Genomic DNA, 17,700 nt, shown 5'->3' with positions numbered 1-17,700 from the left:
TTAATCACATGTTCTCAAAAAATCAATTGGGCTTTTTTTATATGTTTATATCCGTATGCGCTTTCTCGCTAATGGATTTAATTGTTAAATGGTCTGATGATTATCCAGTTGGTCAAGTTTTGTTTTTTAGAGGCTTTTGTGGAATAATCCCAATCTTATTCCTCATTCCTAAAGATCGGTATTTTGATTTCTATAAAACAACGCGACCTGTGCTTCATTTTAAAAGATGCTTAGCAGGACTTATAGCTTTAGTTTCTATATTTGTTGCACTTAGAAATTTACCTTTGGCAACTGTTGTGAGTATTTCCTTTGCTGCACCAATTTTTATTACAATTTTTTCTATTTTTTTATTAGATGAAAAAGTTGGTTTATATAGATGGATGGCAGTGTTAGTAGGATTTTTAGGAATAATATTTATTACAGAGCCAGGATTTAGTGCTTTAAATGTGTACTATATTTACCCAATTATTTTTTGTTTAGGTCTTTCCTATGTAGCAATTGCTATAAGAAAATTATCATCAACCGAACCTGCCTGGTTGATTAGTTTTTTCTTTTCATTCTCGATAATGCTTTTAAGCTTTTTATCTTTTTATCAGGGATGGATCTTGCCAAATTTACTTGATTTATTTTTACTATCAATGGTTGGTATATTAGGTGGTCTTGCAAATTTATGGCTATCACAATCTTATAAATATTCAGAAGTTAGTTTGGTTTCTCCTTTAAAATATCTTGGACTAGTTTTTGCAATAATATTTGGATATTTTATTTGGAATGAAATACCAACTTCTAAAACTTTATTAGGTGCTTTATTAGTTATTGTTTCATCTATAATTATATTTAGAAGAGAAATGTATTTGAAAAAAAAGCTATCTGTTTCGCGTCATGAGTAAAACCCCATTATATTGGAATAAAGCAAAAAAGTATTTATCAAAAAAAGATAAAACCATGTCTCTTTTGATTAAGAAATATAAGTCACCATCAGAAACTGTTCTTACATCAAGGCGCGATGTTTTCTTTTCCCTTTGTAAAAGTATTATTGGTCAGCAAATAAGTGTAGCTGCTGCTAATTCAGTTTTTTTAAAGTTTAAAAAAAAATGCAAAAATAAAATTAATGCAAAAACAGTGAATAAATTATCAAGCTCTCAATTAAAGAGCTGTGGATTAAGCAGACAAAAAGTTAAGGGTATAAAAAGTTTAGCAGAACAAGTATTAAATAAAACATTTAATCCTAAAGTTATTCCAGGTATGTCTGATGAAGAAGCAATTATTTATTTATCTAAACTAAGACAAATAGGAAGATGGTCAGCTGAAATGATTTTATTATTTACTTATAATCGTCCCGATATATGGCCTGTACAAGATATAGGACTTCTAAGAGCTATTTCAAAAAATTATAATAAAAAATATCTTCCACCAGAAAGCTATGTAAACTTATTGCAAAAAAGATTTTCCCCATATTGTTCTGTAGCCACATGGTATCTTTGGAGAAGTATAGATCCTGAGCCTATTCAATATTAAAAGCCTCGACTATCTGTAAGTTTCTTTCGGTAGTATCTTTTGCGAGCGCCCAACCTTCTTGATATTCTTTAGAGTCATGACACTCCATAGCTTTTTCATAACTAGGAAATTCCCAAATTACTGTTCTTGGGTAAGTTTCTCCCTCTAAAGTATTAAACTTTCCTCCTCTTACTAATGGTACACCTCCATAACTTTTGATTATATCTGTAACTTTAGCTCCATATTTTTTAATATTTTCTTGGCTATCTATCTTTTTATATAAAGCAATCCAGTAAACCTTCATCATTTCTCCTTTTTAAATTTTTATACTTATGATACTAAACTTCATGGCTGACAAACTCATAATCTCTTTTGATGAATATATAAAAATTGTTGAGAAACTGGCAATACAAATTCACAAGGAATACAAACCTACTGTTTTAATTGGTATTATGAGAGGTGCTGCACCAATCCTTGATATCTTATCGAGGATTTTAAAATTACCAATAGCCTACATTGTTATTCAAAGTTATTCAGGCGAAGGAATGGAAGATAAGCAAGGTGAACTTATGTTTGCAAGAGAAATAAGCTCATTAGCAAATAACGAGGATTTTAGTAAAGTTTTATTGATAGATGATCTATCTGATACTGGTTTAACTTTAAATAAAAGTATTGAGTGGTTAAAAAATTATCCTCAAACAAAAGAATTTATAAAAGAAGTTAAAACTGCTTGTCTTTGGAAAAAAAAATCATCAACTTTCGAACCAGATTTCTGTCCTGTAAGACTAGATTCTGACCCTTGGATTGTTCAGCCAACTGAACATTATGAAGAATTATCTATTGAAGAATTAATTAAAAGAAATTAGTTAACAGGGCTAGTAAACTAGCCCTGTTAAAATCTTATTTAACTTACAGCAAAACTTACAACACTAAGTATTGCAACTACCCATATTGCTGGAGAAGTGCTTGAAAACTTTCCAGTAAATATTTTAATTAATGCGTAAGAAACAAATGCTAGGGCAATTCCATTACTAATACTGTATGTTAATGGCATTGCTATCATTGCAAGTATTGCAGGAGCAGACTCAGAAATATCGTTCCACTCAATATCTGTAATATTTCTTACAAAAAGAACAGACACAAAAAGTAGAGCTGCACCATCAATTTGTTTAGGTAAACTAGTTGCTAAAGGAGCAAAAAAGATACATGCTAAAAACAAAATACCTATTACAAGAGATGTCATTCCTGTTTTACCACCTGCTTTTACACCAGCACCAGACTCAACATAACTTGTTACTGTAGTAGTTCCCATTATTGCACCTGCAACTGTTCCAACACTGTCAGATAGCATTGCTTTATTAATATCTTGAACTTTTCCATCTTTACCAACTTTGCCTGCAACGTTTGCAACAGAAGTTAAAGTTCCAGCCGTATCAAAGAAGTCTATGAATAATAAAGTAAAGATTACTGTAGACATACTAGCAGTCATTGCGGCGGACAAATCAAACTCAAAAAGATACGTCATTGGAGGAGGCGAGCTAGCTAAACCATTAAATTTAGCAAGGCCAGCAGCCCAAGCAATGATACTAAATACCAATATCCCTATGATGATGTTACCTTTTACATTCATTTTTTCTAACACAATGATAGCTATAAAAGTTGCACATCCCAAAAGAACTAATGGATCTCCAAGATTACCTAATTTAACTAAAGTGACAGGATCATCTACAACCACTTCCATAATTTGTAATCCGATAATCGCTAAAAATAATCCTATACCTGCACCAATTCCTAACTTTAAACTTTTTGGAATTGAGTTAATTAGCCATGCTCTTATTGGCGTTAAAGATATTATTAAGAATAATACACCTGCCACCAATACAGCACCAAGTGCTTCTTGAGGTGTGTATCCCATTCCAGCACATACACCAAATGCAACGAATGCGTTAATACCCATTCCGGGCGCAAGTCCTATTGGCCATGTCTTTCCATAAAAGGCCATAATAAAACATGCTAAAGCTGTGGCTAAAATCGTAGCTGTATATACCGCGCCGAAATCAAAGAAACCTTTTTCGGGTCCGGCGAATTCTCCCGATAAGATAAAAGGATTTAAAAACATTATATAAGCCATCGTTAAGAACGTTGTGGTTCCTGCTATGACTTCAGTTTTAAAATCTGTTTTGTGTTTTTTATAATTAAAATAATTATCAAGCATTTGTCCTCCTAATGTCTGATAATTATTTGATTCTGTTGAATAATACTTTGAATAAGTCCATTTTATTCACAAAATTCAACCCATAAGTTTATATTTATGCCATAATTGTAATGATAGTGTGATTAATATGAAAAATTTGAAAATTTTATTCACTATATTTTTTATCTTTTTATTTGTTTCTGGTTGTCAAACAGTTAAGCAAAAAACAGACGCAGCTATTCAAAAAGAAAATAAAAAGTTGAGTGAATTTATTGGTCAATCAGCAAGTAAATTACAAATGGAACTTGGAAAACCTGATGAAGATTTTGAAAATGAAAAAGGTAATTTTATTTTTATTTACAATACCAAGAAGTATGGCTTTCCATGTGAGAGAAGATTTGAGATTAATCCAGATAAGTTAGTAATTGGATTTGCTTCCAACGGATGTTTTTAAATTTTACCTGCGAGGACAAATCCTCGCAAGTAAGGGTAAACTTATTTAATTTCTATAAGTTTTTTCTTTTTGTGCTCTGGTATAATTCTTTCACAAGATATTGTTAAAAGACCATCTTTAAGTTCAGCACCATTAACTTTTACATCATCAGCAATAGTGAATGATCTTGCAAATTGTCTTTGAGAAATACCTTTGTGAATTATTTCTCCATTAACATCATTGTTCTCAGATTTATCAACTTGTTTTGTTCTTACCGTTAATAAATTATCTTCAAACTCAACCTCAACATCATTTTTATTAAAACCAGCCAATGCAACTTCAATTGCATAATTATCCTTACCAGTTTTTCTAATGTTGTATGGAGGGTAGTTTGATTGCATTGTCAAACTTCCATTACCCAACATGTTTTCAAATTGATCAAACATATCGTCAAAACCAATTGAAAAAGGTCTTAGTGAGTTAAATATAGATAGATCCTTACTTGTCATAATATCCTCCTTTTTTAAGCAAGTTTATTTTATGCAAGCCCCAAAAGGCGACTTACATTGTATATCTAGGTATGATTAAAAAGATTTCAATATCTGAAAAATTAAATTTTTTCTGAAATTTTTAATGCAAATGCGTAGTCGAGTGCAATTTCTTCTATTGCTCCATCTCTACCAGATTTACCCCCATGACCTGCATTCATTTCTGTTTTAAGAAGTAATAAATTATTATCAGTTTTATAGTCTCTAAGTTTAGCTGTAAATTTTGCAGGTTCATCAAACAAAACCCTGTTATCACTTAAACTAGTTGTTATTAGCATATGAGGATAATCCATTTTTTTTATATTATTATATGGAGCATATGAAAATATATAATCAAAGTGCTCTTTGTTTTCTTTAGCATTACCAAATTCATCAAATTCACCAACTGTGAGAGGTAAAGAATGATCAAGATTTGTAGTTAATGAATCAACAAAAGGAACAGCCATAATTATACCTAAAAATAATTCAGGCGTTTGATTAACAACAGCTCCCATTAATAAACCACCAGCAGATCCACCCATTCCGATTATTTTTCCTTTTGAGGTGTAGTTGTTTTCTATCAAATATTTTGCGGCATAAATATAATCTTCAAACGTATTTTTTTTATTAGTTAACTTTCCTTCTTTCCACCATTTCATTCCTTTTTCCATTCCACCTCTAATGTGTGCAGTAGCCCAAATAATATTTCTATTTATTAAACTCAGTCTTGTTGAGGAAAAACTTGGACTCATCGAACTACCATATGATCCGTATCCGTATAGTAACAAATTTGCTGTTCCGTCTATTTTTGTATTTTTGTGTCTTGTAATCGTAAGCGGAACCATTCTTCCATCATGGGATTTAAACTCTATTCTCTCAACTATATAATCATCTGTATTATGGCCTGATGGTATTTCTTGTTCTTTTACAAGTATTTTAGATTTAGTTTTTAAATTGTATTTGTAAACTCTCGAAGGTGTTTTGGGTGAAGAATATGAAACATAAACCTCATCTGTGTCTCTATTTTTTTGAGTTAATGAAACACCAGGAACACATACTTTTTCGTCAGAAAAAATTAGTTCTTCTTCATTATTTGTTGAAGTATCAATAACAAACAATTTGTCCATAGCATCTGATGTTTCGGATCTAATTATCCAATTTTTTAAAAATGAAAGTCCACCAATTAAGACTTCTTTTTTTGCAGGAATAAATGTCTCCCAATTCTGATTTTCTAAAGTTTCTGAAATATCTATTTTAAAATCCTCTGCATCTTTATTTGTATGATTATAAAACTTTCCATTCCATGAATTTACAGAGTAAAGAATTCCTTTTTCACGTTTAATTATCAATTTTGGATTTGGTTTTGCTTCATTTACATTAAAGTAATATTGCTCTGAAGTATTGTGATCTGAAGTGTTTATAAAATAATATTTTTCATCAGAACTTAATCCAATACTAACAGTGAATGCCTCACTTTTTTCCTCAAAGATTAGTTCATCTTCATTTTCAAAATCTCCAATTTTATGTCTATAAATTTTTCTAGCTCTATGATTTTTGTCTAACTTAGAATAAAAAATATATTTGTCATCCAAACTAAAAATTATACTTCCTGATGTTTCCTTGATTTCTTTTGAAATTATTTCATTATTTTTAATATTTCTTACATAAATAGAATAATACTCTGAGCCCTTGATATCTAATGAGTATCCAAGATATTGGTCATTATTGCTAACCTCTAAATCTCCAACACCAAAATATTCAACATTTAATTTTTCTTTTTCTTTGTCTCCATTCCAAATTTCTTCAACTTCAGAGGAACCAATTTTTTTTCTTAATTTGATAGAATAATTACCTTTGGCAGTAGTTTTAGTCCAATATTCATAGGTATGATCTTTGAAGGGCAAGCTTTCATCTTCTAATTTTATTCTTCCTTTTATTTCATCAAATAATTTTTTTTGGGTATTTTTTGTATTTTTCAAATGATATTCGGTATAATCATTTTCATCTTCTAAATATTTTTTAACCTCTGGAAGTAGTTTGGTTTTATCTTGCAGAACTTCCAAAATATTTTCTTGATGTATCCAGCTATAATTATCTTCCCATTCAGTATTGTGACAAGATTTTAACTCTGGTTTTTTTTTTAGATATGGTATTTTCATTATTAATTGGAAATATATGAATTTTATTATTTATACATTATTAATTGTAGTTGGTTTATATTTTTTATTAAGGCTTTTCACTCGTGTTGCGTCAAAAAAAATTTCTAAAGGTTTAAGAGTATTTTTATTTATAATTTTAATTATTTTTGCAGTTTTGTTTGCAATTGGAGGTAAATTTTTACTCACCTTGCCATTTACCCTTGCGAGTCTTGCTCTTTTAAAATTGAAAGGTATGTCTATTTTTCAATTAATTTCACTGTATAGACTGATCCAAACTTTAAGAAATTCAGGAAGATTTTCCTTTAATAATACTGCTTCAAATTTAAATACGATGTCTACTGAAGAAGCATACCGTATACTCAACTTAAATCCTTCGAAAAATTTAACTAAAGAAGATGTAAACAAGGCATACATAAAAATACAAAAAAAAATTCATCCAGATATTTCTCCTGAAACTTCTAGGTTGTCTACTTTAGTAAATGAAGCTAAAGAAATTGTTCTTAATGATATTAGCTAATTTTTTAATTTATTTATTGTTTTGATTACTCTTTCCACAGAAATAAGGTTTGGATCTGCGTTTGTACCATGTGTTATTTCCTCAATATTGTACCCATCAGGCACTAATCTAAATTGGTTTTTACTATAATCCGTGTACGCTTTTGGAGCATCTAATAAAAATACAATACTTTTTTTACCTGATTGAGAAATTACATGAGAACCAAAAGAGTCGTTACCCACATACATGTCTGAAGCACATAAATAGGGTAAAACATCATAAATTTTTTTATCACTTAATGTCATAAAATTATCATTTTCTAAATTTGAAGTAATTTCATTTTCAATTTCTTTTTCATTTGGACCGCACAAAATTAGAAAAAAATATTTTCCTGTTTTATTTAAACTGTTTACTAAATTCGAAAAATTTTTTGAACCCCATCTTGTTGTTGGTCCAGAAGATCCAACACCAAGCACTATTTTAAAATAATCATTTTTTATTTTAGATTTAATTTTAGCTAATCTTTCTTTTTGAATATAAAATTTTGTTTCTGTTGGAGAATTTTTGATATTTAGTGTTTTTTCGGTAAATAATTTAGCTGCCTTAATCAAATGTAAATTTTTTTTTTCATAAAATTTATAAGAATAAACATTTTTTATACCTGTAATTTTTGCTGCAAGATATACTCTTAAACTTGGGTAAAAAATTAATAAATTTTCAAAATTAAATTTTTTTAATATTTTACTAAGTTTAAATATGTCAAAAAATTTTTTAGTGAATTTATCTAAATAAAATACATTTTCAATCAATGGATCGTCAGCTAAAGCCTCTTTTAAATTTTTACAAAGTGTAATAATTGTAACTGGACCATATTTTTTTGCTACTTGATGGCAGTATGCAAGATGAATTAAATTCGCTCCCAGTCCAGAATAACTTAAATATATTCCTGTTTTCATAGAGAATTATACATTTTTTTAACAAGATTTTTTCCAACAATTTTAAATTTAAAATTGAATTCTTTTTTTAATAACATAGAGTTTCTGCTATCACTAGCTAACAATTTGTTTTCTTTTTTTCTGAAATATTTTTTATTTATTGAGAAATATTTTTTATAATCAAGTCTGTTCAAATAGTAAGCAGTTTTTAATATTTCTTTACCAGATATTTTTTTTCCTGGTGAAATAATTAAATCCTTGCGTTCAAGATTTGATGCTTTTAATATTAATTTTACAACTTCTGTAATCCATGAGTAATCTCTAAATGTATTTATATTGCCAACTTCTACTTTTTTTTTATTTTTTGCAGCTAAGCAAATTTTTTTAATAAAAAAATCATTAGGTCTTAAAGGTGATTCAATCTGCATAAATACTAAGTTAAATAAATTTAACTTATATTTTCTGTATTTTTTTATTAACTTGAATACTTCTTTTTGTGTTTGGATATATGGATTATTGTTTGTTGAATATTTACATTTGAGAGTGATTAATCCTTTTTTTGGTGAAAATATGTAACCAGAATTTGCTTTGAAAAATTTTGTATCTGATTTTTCTTTTTTTAAAATTTCTAAGAAATTTTTAGTTCCAATATAATGAGACGAAAAAGTTTCTTTTTTTAGTTTGATACTTTTTGGAATTGAGCTTTGTCCACTAAAATAAAAAATTTTATTAGGATTATATTTTTTTAAAATTTGATGAATTTCTTTTTTGCTATTAGTATTTAGTTTTTTAAAAATAATTTTTTTTTTTATTTTTAAATATTCATAATTGGTAAATTTTTTATTTAATGTCCTTGAGGTAACAATTATTTTTTCATTTTTCTTTAAAAGCTCTGCAGAAAGATATGCTCCTAATACACCTGATCCAATAATTAAGTTTACTTTTTTATTCATTTTTTTTTTGAATTATTATATTCTTTTAAAAAATATATGAGTTTATTAAAAGGTATTTATGCTGCATCAATGTCTGTGTTAAATAACGATTTGACATTAAATGTTGATAAAACAATTGAGCATTCTGAAATGGTGATAGAAAACGGTTGCCATGGGGCTGCAATTTTTGGAAGTACAGGACAAGCTCAGCTGATACCAGTTGCTGAAAAAATTAAACTTCTAAATAAAATATCAACTAATAAATACAAAGATAATTTTATTATCGGTACAGGGTTAAATTCTTTAGGAGAAACAATAAATTTAATGAGAGTTGCAACCTCATTAAATTTAGAAAAATTTTTAATTATGCCACCTGCATTTTATAAATATAGCGATGAAGATGTTTTTAATTTTTACTCCAAAATTGTAGAGTCAACTCCAAATGCCAAGATTGTATTATATAATTTTGAAAAACTTTGTGGATATCAATTCAGTGTAGAATGTGTTGAAAAACTAGCCAAAAATTTTCCAGATCAAATAGTTGGTGTTAAAGATAGTTCGTATAATCTTTTTGAAAATTTAAAGATAGATAATTTTTCTGTTATGCCAGGATCTGAGTCAAAATTATTAAAAGGACTAGAATTAGGTTGTTCGGGAATAATCACAGCAACATGTAACGCAACATCTAAACTTGCTCGAAAGGTGTATGATGATTTTGAGGAAGGAAAAGAGCAGGAAGTTAATACCAATTTATGTAATGTAAGAGTGACATTTGAAAAATATAATTTAATTTCTGGATTACATACTTTTTATAAACATAAAGACAGTGCATATAAAAATTTACTTCCACCTTTGAGAATATTAAATAAAGATGAAGAAAGTGATCTTTTAAATAATTTAGAAAAATTTAATTTTTCTTTAAAATCATCAATGGCAGCTTAAAAATGCAATTAGCAAGGTTCTTGAATAGTGTTTTTAAGAAAGATGGTTTTATTTTAGTCGATGCAAACTCAAAAAATTACATCATTGGAAATCCTGAAAAAGAAAATCCTATAAAAGTTAAAATACTAAATAAAAGTCTTCATTATAAACTTTTACTCCATCCTGATCTTTATTTTGGAGAAGCTTATACAGATGGAGAAATAGTAATTGAAAATGGAAGTCTTACAGATTTTTTAGATTTATCTTTGATGAATTTCGGAAGAGGAGAATTAAATTTTTTTAGTTATTTAATTAATAGGTTAAGAGGATCATATAGATATCTAACAAATTTCAATTTTATTAAAAAATCTAAAATGAATGTCTCACATCATTATGATATTAAAGATGATCTTTACGATTTATTTTTAGATCCTAAAAGACAATATTCATGTGCTTACTTCAAAAATGAAAATGATACTTTAGAGACAGCACAAAATAATAAAATTCAACATATAATTAAGAAATTAAATATAAAACCAAATCAAAAAGTATTAGATATTGGATGTGGATGGGGTTCTTTAGCTATTGATATTGCAAAATCAGCAAACTGTGAAGTAACTGGAATCACATTGTCAGAAAATCAATTAAAATATTGCAAACAAAAAGCCAAAGAACTTAATTTAGAAAATCAATTAACATTTAAATTAATGGATTATAGGGAACTTAATGAAAAATTTGACAGGGTTGTAAGTGTTGGGATGTTTGAACATGTAGGAAGAAAATTTTATAAAAAATTTTTTTCGCAAGTTGAAAAACTTCTTAAAGATGATGGAGTTTCATTAATTCATACTATTGGATCAGTAAATCCACCAAGAGACCCTCATCCATGGATTACAAAATACATATTTCCAGGTGGCTACACGCCAAGTTTAAGTGAAGTAACTACTCCAATTGAAAAAGCAGGCTTAATTGTTACTGATATTGAGATATTAAGAATGCATTATTCTCACACATTAAGAAATTGGAAAGAAAATTGCCTAAAGAATAAAGATAAAATTATTAAAATGTTCGATGAGCGTTTTTTTAGAATGTGGGAATTTTATTTAGCAGGTTGCGAAATGGCTTTTAAATGGGGGGACCAAGTTGTATATCAATTTCAACTTACAAAAAACTATACTTCAACACCTGTTACAAGAGACTATATTTATCAATAATTTATTGATAAATAATTAATTCCTTTAAATGAAAAAAATAAAAAAAAAACAAAATAAATTTGTTAAAAAAAGTAAAAAAAAATCTCAGCTAAAATCTAAAAAATCAAAAAAAATTTCTAAAGTTAAAAAAACAAAACCTAAAATTCATAAAAAAAATAAAACTAAAACTAAAAAAAAAAATAATTTAAAGGTTAAAAGAAAAAAAATAATTATCAAAAAACCCAAAGAAAAAAATTTCCTTTTAAAAATAATTAATTTTCAAAATTCACTTAAACCTGAATTAAAATTCAGAATAAACATTAACATAGAAAAATATATCCAAGCATTTTTTGATAAAATATCCGAAACAATTAATGATTATAAAATTCTTAAAAAAGATGAGCAGAGAAGAATAAAACTTGAAAAACAAGAACAAGAAAGACAGGAAAAACTAGCCTTACAACAAGAGAAGCAGAAAGAACAAGAATTAAAATTAAAGCTTAATGAACAAGTATTAAAGGAAGAAATTAGATTAGAGAAACAAAGAACAAAAGAAATTAAATTATTTCTAAGAAAAGAGCAGGCATTATTAAGAATTGAACAAGCTGAAAAGCAAAAGAAATTTTTACAACAACTAAAATTAGAAAAGCAGATCGAAAAATTTAGAGTAAGAGAAGTTAAAGAATTAGAAAAATTAGAAAAAATATCATTAAAGGAAAAGAGAGAAGATTATGCAGGACTTCAACAGAGAATTGAAAAGTTAAAAGAAAAATATCGAATTATCAGAGATCAAAAAATAAGAGAGAGAGTAGAGGCATTAGGTGTTAAAATTCAAGGTGATGAAGATAGAGAAACATTATTAAGGAAAGAAAAAGAATATACTTTAGCAAGGCAAAAAATTGAGTTTGCTCTTGAAAGTTTTTATAGAAGCGCCAGCAGTTTAGTTTTTCAATTAAATAAAAGACACATCACAAGACATATGTCTATTTTTCGATGTATTGATAGAAGATTTGAAACAGGTGAAATATTTGTTAAGTGGGATGAAGCTCCTGATGAGGAGTGGTTGTTATTAATTTATATTAAAAATAATTCTCCTGACGAAGGTATAGTCATTGAAGATAAAACCAATCCTGAGAAAAATATCTCTCATGAATTTAAAAATAATGAAATATTTAAAGCTTCTGACACTATGGTTGACTCTTTAACTCAACTAATTGCAAGAAAAAGATCAAAAAATAACAATTAATTATTTCATTTAATTTAAGTATTATTGGTTATGTTTTATGGAATAATTACAATGGTAATTCTATATGTGCTGCTAAGTTATATACTTGCTTGGATCAGATTCTTTAATAGTCAGGACGAGAGGTTAGGACAATCAACTTGGAGATGGAGCTACGATTATGAAGTTGATGGAGAAAGAGACATATCAGATTTGGATGACAAAAATTTTGTAAGATTAAGAAGAAAAAGAAATAAAATTATTACTCTAATGTATTCTGTAGTTTTAATTATGTTTATCCTCTCAATGTCTTTATTGAGTCAAATTTTGATATTTTTTCTTAATTAATTTTTTAATTGTTTTTTATTTTTTAAATACAAAAAATACGCAACTATTTCATAACCATATTTAAAAATTGTAAAGATGATAGGAAGTTTGAAAAAACTATATAAAAATTTATATTTTGGTATTCTCTTCCATACATAAAGAAAAGCTTCCGCACCTTCAATTACTTGATCGTTTTCTTTAATGTGCAATCTTCTTAAAAGTTCTTTGTCATTTTTGGAAGTTTCTTTTTCTGCTTCTTTGTTATTCGTAATATCTATCCAATCAATATCTTCAATATTTTCTTTTTTATACATATTGATTTCTGATCTGCAAATTTTGCAAGAATTATTAAAATAAACTTTCATAGAAAATTATATTAACTTTAAAATTAAGCATGTAAATGCGCCAAATGAATAGTTGAAAATTAATAATAAAGCACTATCTAAACTTGGTGAGTAATTTTTTCGACAAATCTGATTTAACAAGAAAAGATGCTGATGTAATAGTGTCTGATACATTAAATAATTGTGATGATGGTGAGCTATATTTGGAGGATACTAAATCCGAATCTATTTTATTAGATGATAATAAAATTAAAAGCTCAAGCTATAGTTCAGATTTAGGTTTTGGATTTAGAGCAATTACAGGGGAGGTTGTTGCATATTCTCATTCTAATGAAATATCAAAAGATTCATTAAAAAAATCTTCTGAAAATTTAAAATCTACACTGAAGTCTATGAAAGGTACTTATAATCAAGATATTTCAAGATCTAATAAAAAATTTTATAAGGATATAAATCCTATAGAGCAAAAAACATTAAATTCGAAATTAGAAGTATTAAATAAAGTAAATGAGTATCTAAGAAAAAAAGATCAATCTGTAAAACAAGTTACTACAAGTTTTGCAGGTGAACAAAAATCTATTGAGATTATTAGATCAGGTGGTGAGGTATTAACTGATGTCCGACCATTAATTAGATTTAATGTATCTGTGATGTTAGAAAAAAATGGGAGAAAAGAAACTGGCGTTTATGGAATAGGTGGAAGACAATCTTATGATGAATATCTAAAAAATGACAATTGGAAAACTGTATGTGAGGAAGCATTTAGAATTGCTTCAGTAAATTTAGAAAGTAAACCTGCTCCAGCAGGAGAAATGAAAGTTGTTTTAGGGCCTGGATGGCCAGCGATTTTAATACATGAAGCTATTGGACATGGTTTAGAGGGAGACTTTAATAGAAAAAAAACCTCTGCATTTCATGATCTTATGGGCCAAAAAGTTGCTAGTGAGGGAGTTACGATTGTTGATGATGGAACAATTGATAATAGAAGAGGCAGCTTAACTATTGATGACGAAGGTACACCAACAGAAAAAACAGTATTGATTGAAAATGGGATATTAAAGAATTTTATGCAAGATAGATTAAATGCTAGATTGATGAACACCAAATCCACTGGCTCAGGAAGAAGAGAAAATTATAGACACGTTGTTTTACCAAGAATGAGAAATACAATGATGTTGAGTGGAAACCAAACACAAGAAGAAATGATTAAATCAGTAGACAAAGGAATTTTTGCAGTAAGTTTTGGAGGAGGACAGGTTGATATTACATCCGGAAAATTTGTATTTAATTGTACCGAGGCATACGAAATCAATAATGGTCAGATTGGTTCACCGATAAAGGGGGCGACATTAATTGGAGATGGTCCTTCAATTTTAAAAGAAGTTTCTATGGTTGGAAACGATATGATGTTAGACCCTGGTATAGGAACTTGTGGTAAAGCTGGACAAGGTGTTCCCGTTGGAGTTGCCCAACCCTCAATCTTAATTGACAAAATGACAGTTGGTGGGACAAAACTTTAAATTATGGTTAAGGATCAAGAATATTTAAGATCAAAAGCATCATATTGCTTAGATTTAGCTAAAAAGTTAGGTGCAACTGGATCAAGCGTAACAGTAGGTCATTCAATTTCTGAAACTGTAAATTTTAGAAATAATACTTTAGACGAGTCTAATAGATCTGATGGATTAGCAATAAGCATTGAGACTTATTTGGGAAAAAAAAGGTCATCAATTTCTTCGTCAAACTTACTAGATGATAATATTAAAACATTAATAGAAAAATGTTTTGAAACAACTAAAAATACTCCTGAAGATGAATTTAATTCTTTACCAGATAAAGATCTTTTAGCTAAGGAAATTAAAAATTTAAATTTATATGATGAAACACACTTTGATAATGAAAAAAAAATTGAATATTTGAAAGAGCTTGAGAGCGTTGCATCTTCAGAGGAAAAAATCATAAATACAGAATCTAGTTTTACTGAAAATAAATCTAACTTTATTCTAGCAAATAGTGATGGATTTTGTGAAGGATACAAATCATCTTCATTTAGTGCATCTTGTGTTACTGTTGCCAAAGATGAAAATAGTATGGAAAGAGACTATGAATTTACAAGTAAACGTCATTTATCAGACATTAAGGGTGCAAAAGAACTTGGTCAAAAAGCTTCTGAACAAACCATAAAAAAATTAAGCCCAAATAAAATTGGAAGTGAAAAAATAAGCATTATATTTGACAAAAGGATAGCTAAAGGAATGCTAGGAGCTTTTGCTGGAGCCATATCATCATCTGCGATTTCTAGAGGAACATCTTTTCTTAAAGATAAAATTAATGAACAAATATTTACAGAAACAATAAACGTTATTGATAAACCAGATATAAATAAAGGTGTTGGATCTCAAATTTTTGATTCTGAGGGAGTAAAATCAGATACTTTAAATCTTGTACAAAACGGCATCTTAAAAAATTACCTAGTCGATACGTACAATGGAAAAAAACTTAACTTAAAATCAAATGGAAGATCTGGTGGTACAACAAATTTATATTTTGATAAAGGGAACATTAGTTTCGAGGATTTACTAAAAAGTAACTCAAAACACATTTATGTAACAGAAACAATCGGCCATGGAAGTAATTTGGTTACAGGAGATTATTCAGTAGGTGCAACAGGTTTCTTAATTGAAAATGGCGAATTTAAATTTCCAGTAAATGAGATAACAATTGCAGGAAATTTTAAAGATATGTTCAAAAATATAACTTTAGCTAGTGATTTAGATTTTGAATATTCTATCAACTCACCAACTATGATGATAGAGGGAATGACAGTTGCAGGTAAATGAGCACTTACTGTGTAATTGGATCAGGAATATCTGGTGCTACAATTTCAAATTTATTAAATAAAAAAAATTCTGTAGATCTCTATGATAAAGCAAGAGGTCCTGGTGGGAGATCATCATTTAAAAGGTTAGATAAAAAAGTGGGGTTTGATCATGGCGTTCAATATATTTCCCCTAAGAGTACTGAGTTTAAAAAATTTACAACAAAACTCATAGCAAAAAAAATAGTAAAAAATTGGAAGGGTCAGCATATTTTTCAAAATAAAAAAATTAAAGAAAATAAAAATCATCAAAAAATAATTGGTAGGCAAGGTAATAACGATATTAGTAAGTATTTATTAAAAAAAATTAATTGTAATTTTCAAAAAGAATTAAAAAAAATTGATTATAATAAAAACAAATGGAAACTTACCTTTGCTGATGGTGATAATAAATTTTATGATAATCTTATTTTAACGTGCCCACATCCTCAATTACTTAAATTAGCAAAAAAATTTATTAATCATTCATTTGTTAAAAAAAAATTAAAAATGGATGCAAATATTACAGTCATGATAAAAATAAAAAAAACAAAAAAAAATATAAGTAGTTTTTTGTTTGATGATCAAATTTTAGGTTGGGCTGCTAGAGAAAATAGTAAGTTAAGATTTAAAAGTATTTATGAATTTTGGACACTTCAAAGTACGGCAATGTGGGCAAATAAAAAAATTTTAAAAAATAAAGAAAATAAAGATTTGAATTCTAAAATATTAATTAATAAATTTTTTAATCTTACTGGTATTAAAAAAAGCAACATCCTTTTTTCTTTAAATCATGGATGGATGTATTCATCAAATTCAAAACCTTTAAAAATTAAAAGTTATTGGAATTCAAAAATTAATTTAGGAGTTTGTGCTGATTGGTTTGTTGGACCAAGATTAGAAGCGGGATGGATAAGTGCTAATGATCTTTTTAAGAAAATAAGCAGATAAAATTACTCAATATTTTTAATCCTATACTCCCAACTTCCCATTCTCTCATAGGTAACTTTAACTATCACTGAAGTTTTTTTATCAAGCCATATATCAAAATTTAATCTTTTATCTTCTGGAAGTGTCATATCTTTAGAAGTGAGTTTAAAATGATCAGTATCAAATTCTTTTCCATTGATAGTGATTTTTTCCTTACCGATAAATGTAACTAGTTGTTCCTTTATACTTCCAGAAATTGGACTAATTTGACTTTCTGCCTGTAACAATTTGTGGCTCCACCAATTTCCAATTGTATTTTTCAAAGAAGCTTCACCTGAAAAAGAAGATCCTTGAATATCAAATTTATTAGTTTGATTATTTAATATTAAATTTACAAATTTTTCTTTTTTATTCTGACGTGTTTTAGATTCAAAGGAAATTAAATTATCTCCTAAATATTTTTCTTCTCCAAAACCTTCTACTTCAAAAATAGTTGCCCCAAGTAGTTTTACTGTAAATTTATATTTATTATTTACAGTTGTTTCATTGTCTTTCCTATAAAAAGAATAATTATTATATCCTATAACTTCATTATTTCTTAAGATTTCAAGTTCAATTTTTTTGAAGTTATTATAATGACCAACATGTGCGTTTGAGTTAAAAGTAAATAAAAAAAATATAATAATAGTGTAAAATTTTTTCATATAATAATATAAATAAAAATTAATCTAAA

General features: G+C 27.7%; 20 protein-coding genes. 12 read left to right on the top strand and 8 right to left on the bottom strand.

Annotated elements, in window-relative coordinates; all coding sequences use genetic code 11:
• Positions 1-8 precede the first annotated feature (8 nt).
• The gene (locus tag ACTTBI_RS05710) at positions 9-890 is read left to right on the top strand and encodes a DMT family transporter (RefSeq protein WP_440653090.1); all 882 of its coding nucleotides are present in this window, start codon (positions 9-11) and stop codon (positions 888-890) included.
• A complete protein-coding gene (locus ACTTBI_RS05705) occupies positions 883-1,518 on the top strand; it encodes a DNA-3-methyladenine glycosylase family protein (RefSeq protein ID WP_440653088.1) in 636 nt (211 codons plus the stop codon). The genes ACTTBI_RS05710 and ACTTBI_RS05705 overlap by 8 nt, the downstream gene beginning before the upstream one ends.
• Here ACTTBI_RS05705 and ACTTBI_RS05700 read toward each other — a convergent pair.
• On the bottom strand, positions 1,505-1,801 hold the full coding sequence (locus ACTTBI_RS05700; protein ID WP_075506464.1) for a DUF1330 domain-containing protein: 297 nt from the start codon (positions 1,799-1,801) through the stop codon (positions 1,505-1,507). The two genes, ACTTBI_RS05705 and ACTTBI_RS05700, sit on opposite strands and share 14 nt — an antisense overlap.
• A gap of 28 nt (positions 1,802-1,829) precedes the next feature.
• Here ACTTBI_RS05700 and ACTTBI_RS05695 point away from each other — a divergent pair, with 28 nt between their 5' ends.
• Complete coding sequence (locus ACTTBI_RS05695) at positions 1,830-2,363, top strand: phosphoribosyltransferase (RefSeq protein WP_440653087.1); 534 nt, start codon at positions 1,830-1,832, stop codon at positions 2,361-2,363.
• Positions 2,364-2,401: 38 nt separating this feature from the next.
• On the opposite strand, the gene ACTTBI_RS05690 is transcribed toward ACTTBI_RS05695, so the two are convergent.
• Positions 2,402-3,712: an NCS2 family permease gene (locus ACTTBI_RS05690; RefSeq protein WP_440653086.1), complete on the bottom strand. Its 1,311-nt coding sequence runs from the start codon at positions 3,710-3,712 to the stop codon at positions 2,402-2,404.
• A gap of 127 nt (positions 3,713-3,839) precedes the next feature.
• Here ACTTBI_RS05690 and ACTTBI_RS05685 point away from each other — a divergent pair, with 127 nt between their 5' ends.
• Positions 3,840-4,145 carry a hypothetical protein gene (locus tag ACTTBI_RS05685; RefSeq protein WP_440633046.1) on the top strand — a complete coding sequence of 102 codons (306 nt, stop codon included), beginning with the start codon at positions 3,840-3,842 and terminating at the stop codon, positions 4,143-4,145.
• 41 nt (positions 4,146-4,186) lie between these two features.
• Here ACTTBI_RS05685 and ACTTBI_RS05680 read toward each other — a convergent pair whose 3' ends face one another.
• Both ACTTBI_RS05680 and ACTTBI_RS05675 read right to left on the bottom strand, forming a co-directional pair.
• On the bottom strand, positions 4,187-4,633 hold the full coding sequence (locus ACTTBI_RS05680; RefSeq protein WP_440653084.1) for an Hsp20 family protein: 447 nt from the start codon (positions 4,631-4,633) through the stop codon (positions 4,187-4,189).
• Between the two features lie 101 nt (positions 4,634-4,734).
• Complete coding sequence (locus tag ACTTBI_RS05675) at positions 4,735-6,810, bottom strand: S9 family peptidase (RefSeq protein WP_440653083.1); 2,076 nt, start codon at positions 6,808-6,810, stop codon at positions 4,735-4,737.
• 16 nt (positions 6,811-6,826) lie between these two features.
• Between ACTTBI_RS05675 and ACTTBI_RS05670 the strand changes: the two genes are divergently transcribed.
• A complete protein-coding gene (locus tag ACTTBI_RS05670) occupies positions 6,827-7,327 on the top strand; it encodes a J domain-containing protein (protein WP_440653082.1) in 501 nt (166 codons plus the stop codon).
• On the opposite strand, the gene ACTTBI_RS05665 is transcribed toward ACTTBI_RS05670, so the two are convergent.
• Together ACTTBI_RS05665 and ACTTBI_RS05660 are read right to left on the bottom strand one after the other, a co-directional pair.
• Positions 7,324-8,262 carry a glycosyltransferase family 9 protein gene (locus tag ACTTBI_RS05665; RefSeq protein WP_440653080.1) on the bottom strand — a complete coding sequence of 313 codons (939 nt, stop codon included), beginning with the start codon at positions 8,260-8,262 and terminating at the stop codon, positions 7,324-7,326. The two genes, ACTTBI_RS05670 and ACTTBI_RS05665, sit on opposite strands and share 4 nt — an antisense overlap.
• Positions 8,259-9,194, bottom strand: coding sequence for a GDP-mannose 4,6-dehydratase (locus ACTTBI_RS05660; protein ID WP_440653078.1), 936 nt, complete (start codon positions 9,192-9,194; stop codon positions 8,259-8,261). The genes ACTTBI_RS05665 and ACTTBI_RS05660 overlap by 4 nt, the downstream gene beginning before the upstream one ends.
• A gap of 36 nt (positions 9,195-9,230) precedes the next feature.
• On the opposite strand from ACTTBI_RS05660, the gene ACTTBI_RS05655 reads away from it, so the two are divergent.
• Genes ACTTBI_RS05655 through ACTTBI_RS05640 form a run of 4 tightly spaced genes read left to right on the top strand, consistent with a single transcriptional unit; the run spans position 9,231 to position 12,857 of the window.
• The gene (locus ACTTBI_RS05655; protein ID WP_440653077.1) at positions 9,231-10,115 is read left to right on the top strand and encodes a dihydrodipicolinate synthase family protein; all 885 of its coding nucleotides are present in this window, start codon (positions 9,231-9,233) and stop codon (positions 10,113-10,115) included.
• 2 nt (positions 10,116-10,117) lie between these two features.
• Positions 10,118-11,308 carry a class I SAM-dependent methyltransferase gene (locus ACTTBI_RS05650; protein ID WP_440653076.1) on the top strand — a complete coding sequence of 397 codons (1,191 nt, stop codon included), beginning with the start codon at positions 10,118-10,120 and terminating at the stop codon, positions 11,306-11,308.
• Positions 11,309-11,336: 28 nt separating this feature from the next.
• Positions 11,337-12,533 (top strand): hypothetical protein, encoded by a 1,197-nt coding sequence (locus tag ACTTBI_RS05645; protein ID WP_440653075.1) that lies wholly within the window; start codon positions 11,337-11,339, stop codon positions 12,531-12,533.
• Positions 12,534-12,563: 30 nt separating this feature from the next.
• Positions 12,564-12,857, top strand: a complete 294-nt coding sequence (locus ACTTBI_RS05640) for a hypothetical protein (protein WP_440646932.1) — start codon at positions 12,564-12,566, stop codon at positions 12,855-12,857.
• On the opposite strand, the gene ACTTBI_RS05635 is transcribed toward ACTTBI_RS05640, so the two are convergent.
• On the bottom strand, positions 12,854-13,201 hold the full coding sequence (locus ACTTBI_RS05635; protein ID WP_075506451.1) for a DCC1-like thiol-disulfide oxidoreductase family protein: 348 nt from the start codon (positions 13,199-13,201) through the stop codon (positions 12,854-12,856). The two genes, ACTTBI_RS05640 and ACTTBI_RS05635, sit on opposite strands and share 4 nt — an antisense overlap.
• An 86-nt stretch (positions 13,202-13,287) precedes the next feature.
• Here ACTTBI_RS05635 and ACTTBI_RS05630 point away from each other — a divergent pair, with 86 nt between their 5' ends.
• Genes ACTTBI_RS05630 through ACTTBI_RS05620 form a run of 3 tightly spaced genes read left to right on the top strand, consistent with a single transcriptional unit; the run spans position 13,288 to position 16,988 of the window.
• Positions 13,288-14,700 carry a TldD/PmbA family protein gene (locus ACTTBI_RS05630; protein WP_440653073.1) on the top strand — a complete coding sequence of 471 codons (1,413 nt, stop codon included), beginning with the start codon at positions 13,288-13,290 and terminating at the stop codon, positions 14,698-14,700.
• A gap of 3 nt (positions 14,701-14,703) precedes the next feature.
• On the top strand, positions 14,704-16,020 hold the full coding sequence (locus ACTTBI_RS05625; protein ID WP_440653072.1) for a TldD/PmbA family protein: 1,317 nt from the start codon (positions 14,704-14,706) through the stop codon (positions 16,018-16,020).
• The gene (locus ACTTBI_RS05620; RefSeq protein ID WP_440653071.1) at positions 16,017-16,988 is read left to right on the top strand and encodes an NAD(P)-binding protein; all 972 of its coding nucleotides are present in this window, start codon (positions 16,017-16,019) and stop codon (positions 16,986-16,988) included. The genes ACTTBI_RS05625 and ACTTBI_RS05620 overlap by 4 nt, the downstream gene beginning before the upstream one ends.
• Positions 16,989-16,990: 2 nt before the next feature.
• Here ACTTBI_RS05620 and ACTTBI_RS05615 read toward each other — a convergent pair whose 3' ends face one another.
• Positions 16,991-17,671 carry a DUF6134 family protein gene (locus ACTTBI_RS05615; RefSeq protein ID WP_440653070.1) on the bottom strand — a complete coding sequence of 227 codons (681 nt, stop codon included), beginning with the start codon at positions 17,669-17,671 and terminating at the stop codon, positions 16,991-16,993.
• Positions 17,672-17,700: the final 29 nt, after the last annotated feature.

It is taken from the genome of Candidatus Pelagibacter sp. HIMB1542 (genome assembly GCF_052047835.1).
In the GTDB taxonomy this organism is placed as follows: Bacteria; Pseudomonadota; Alphaproteobacteria; order Pelagibacterales; family Pelagibacteraceae; genus Pelagibacter.
The sequence above is the reverse complement of the archived record's forward strand: the minus strand, read 5'-3'. Positions and strand labels throughout refer to the sequence as shown.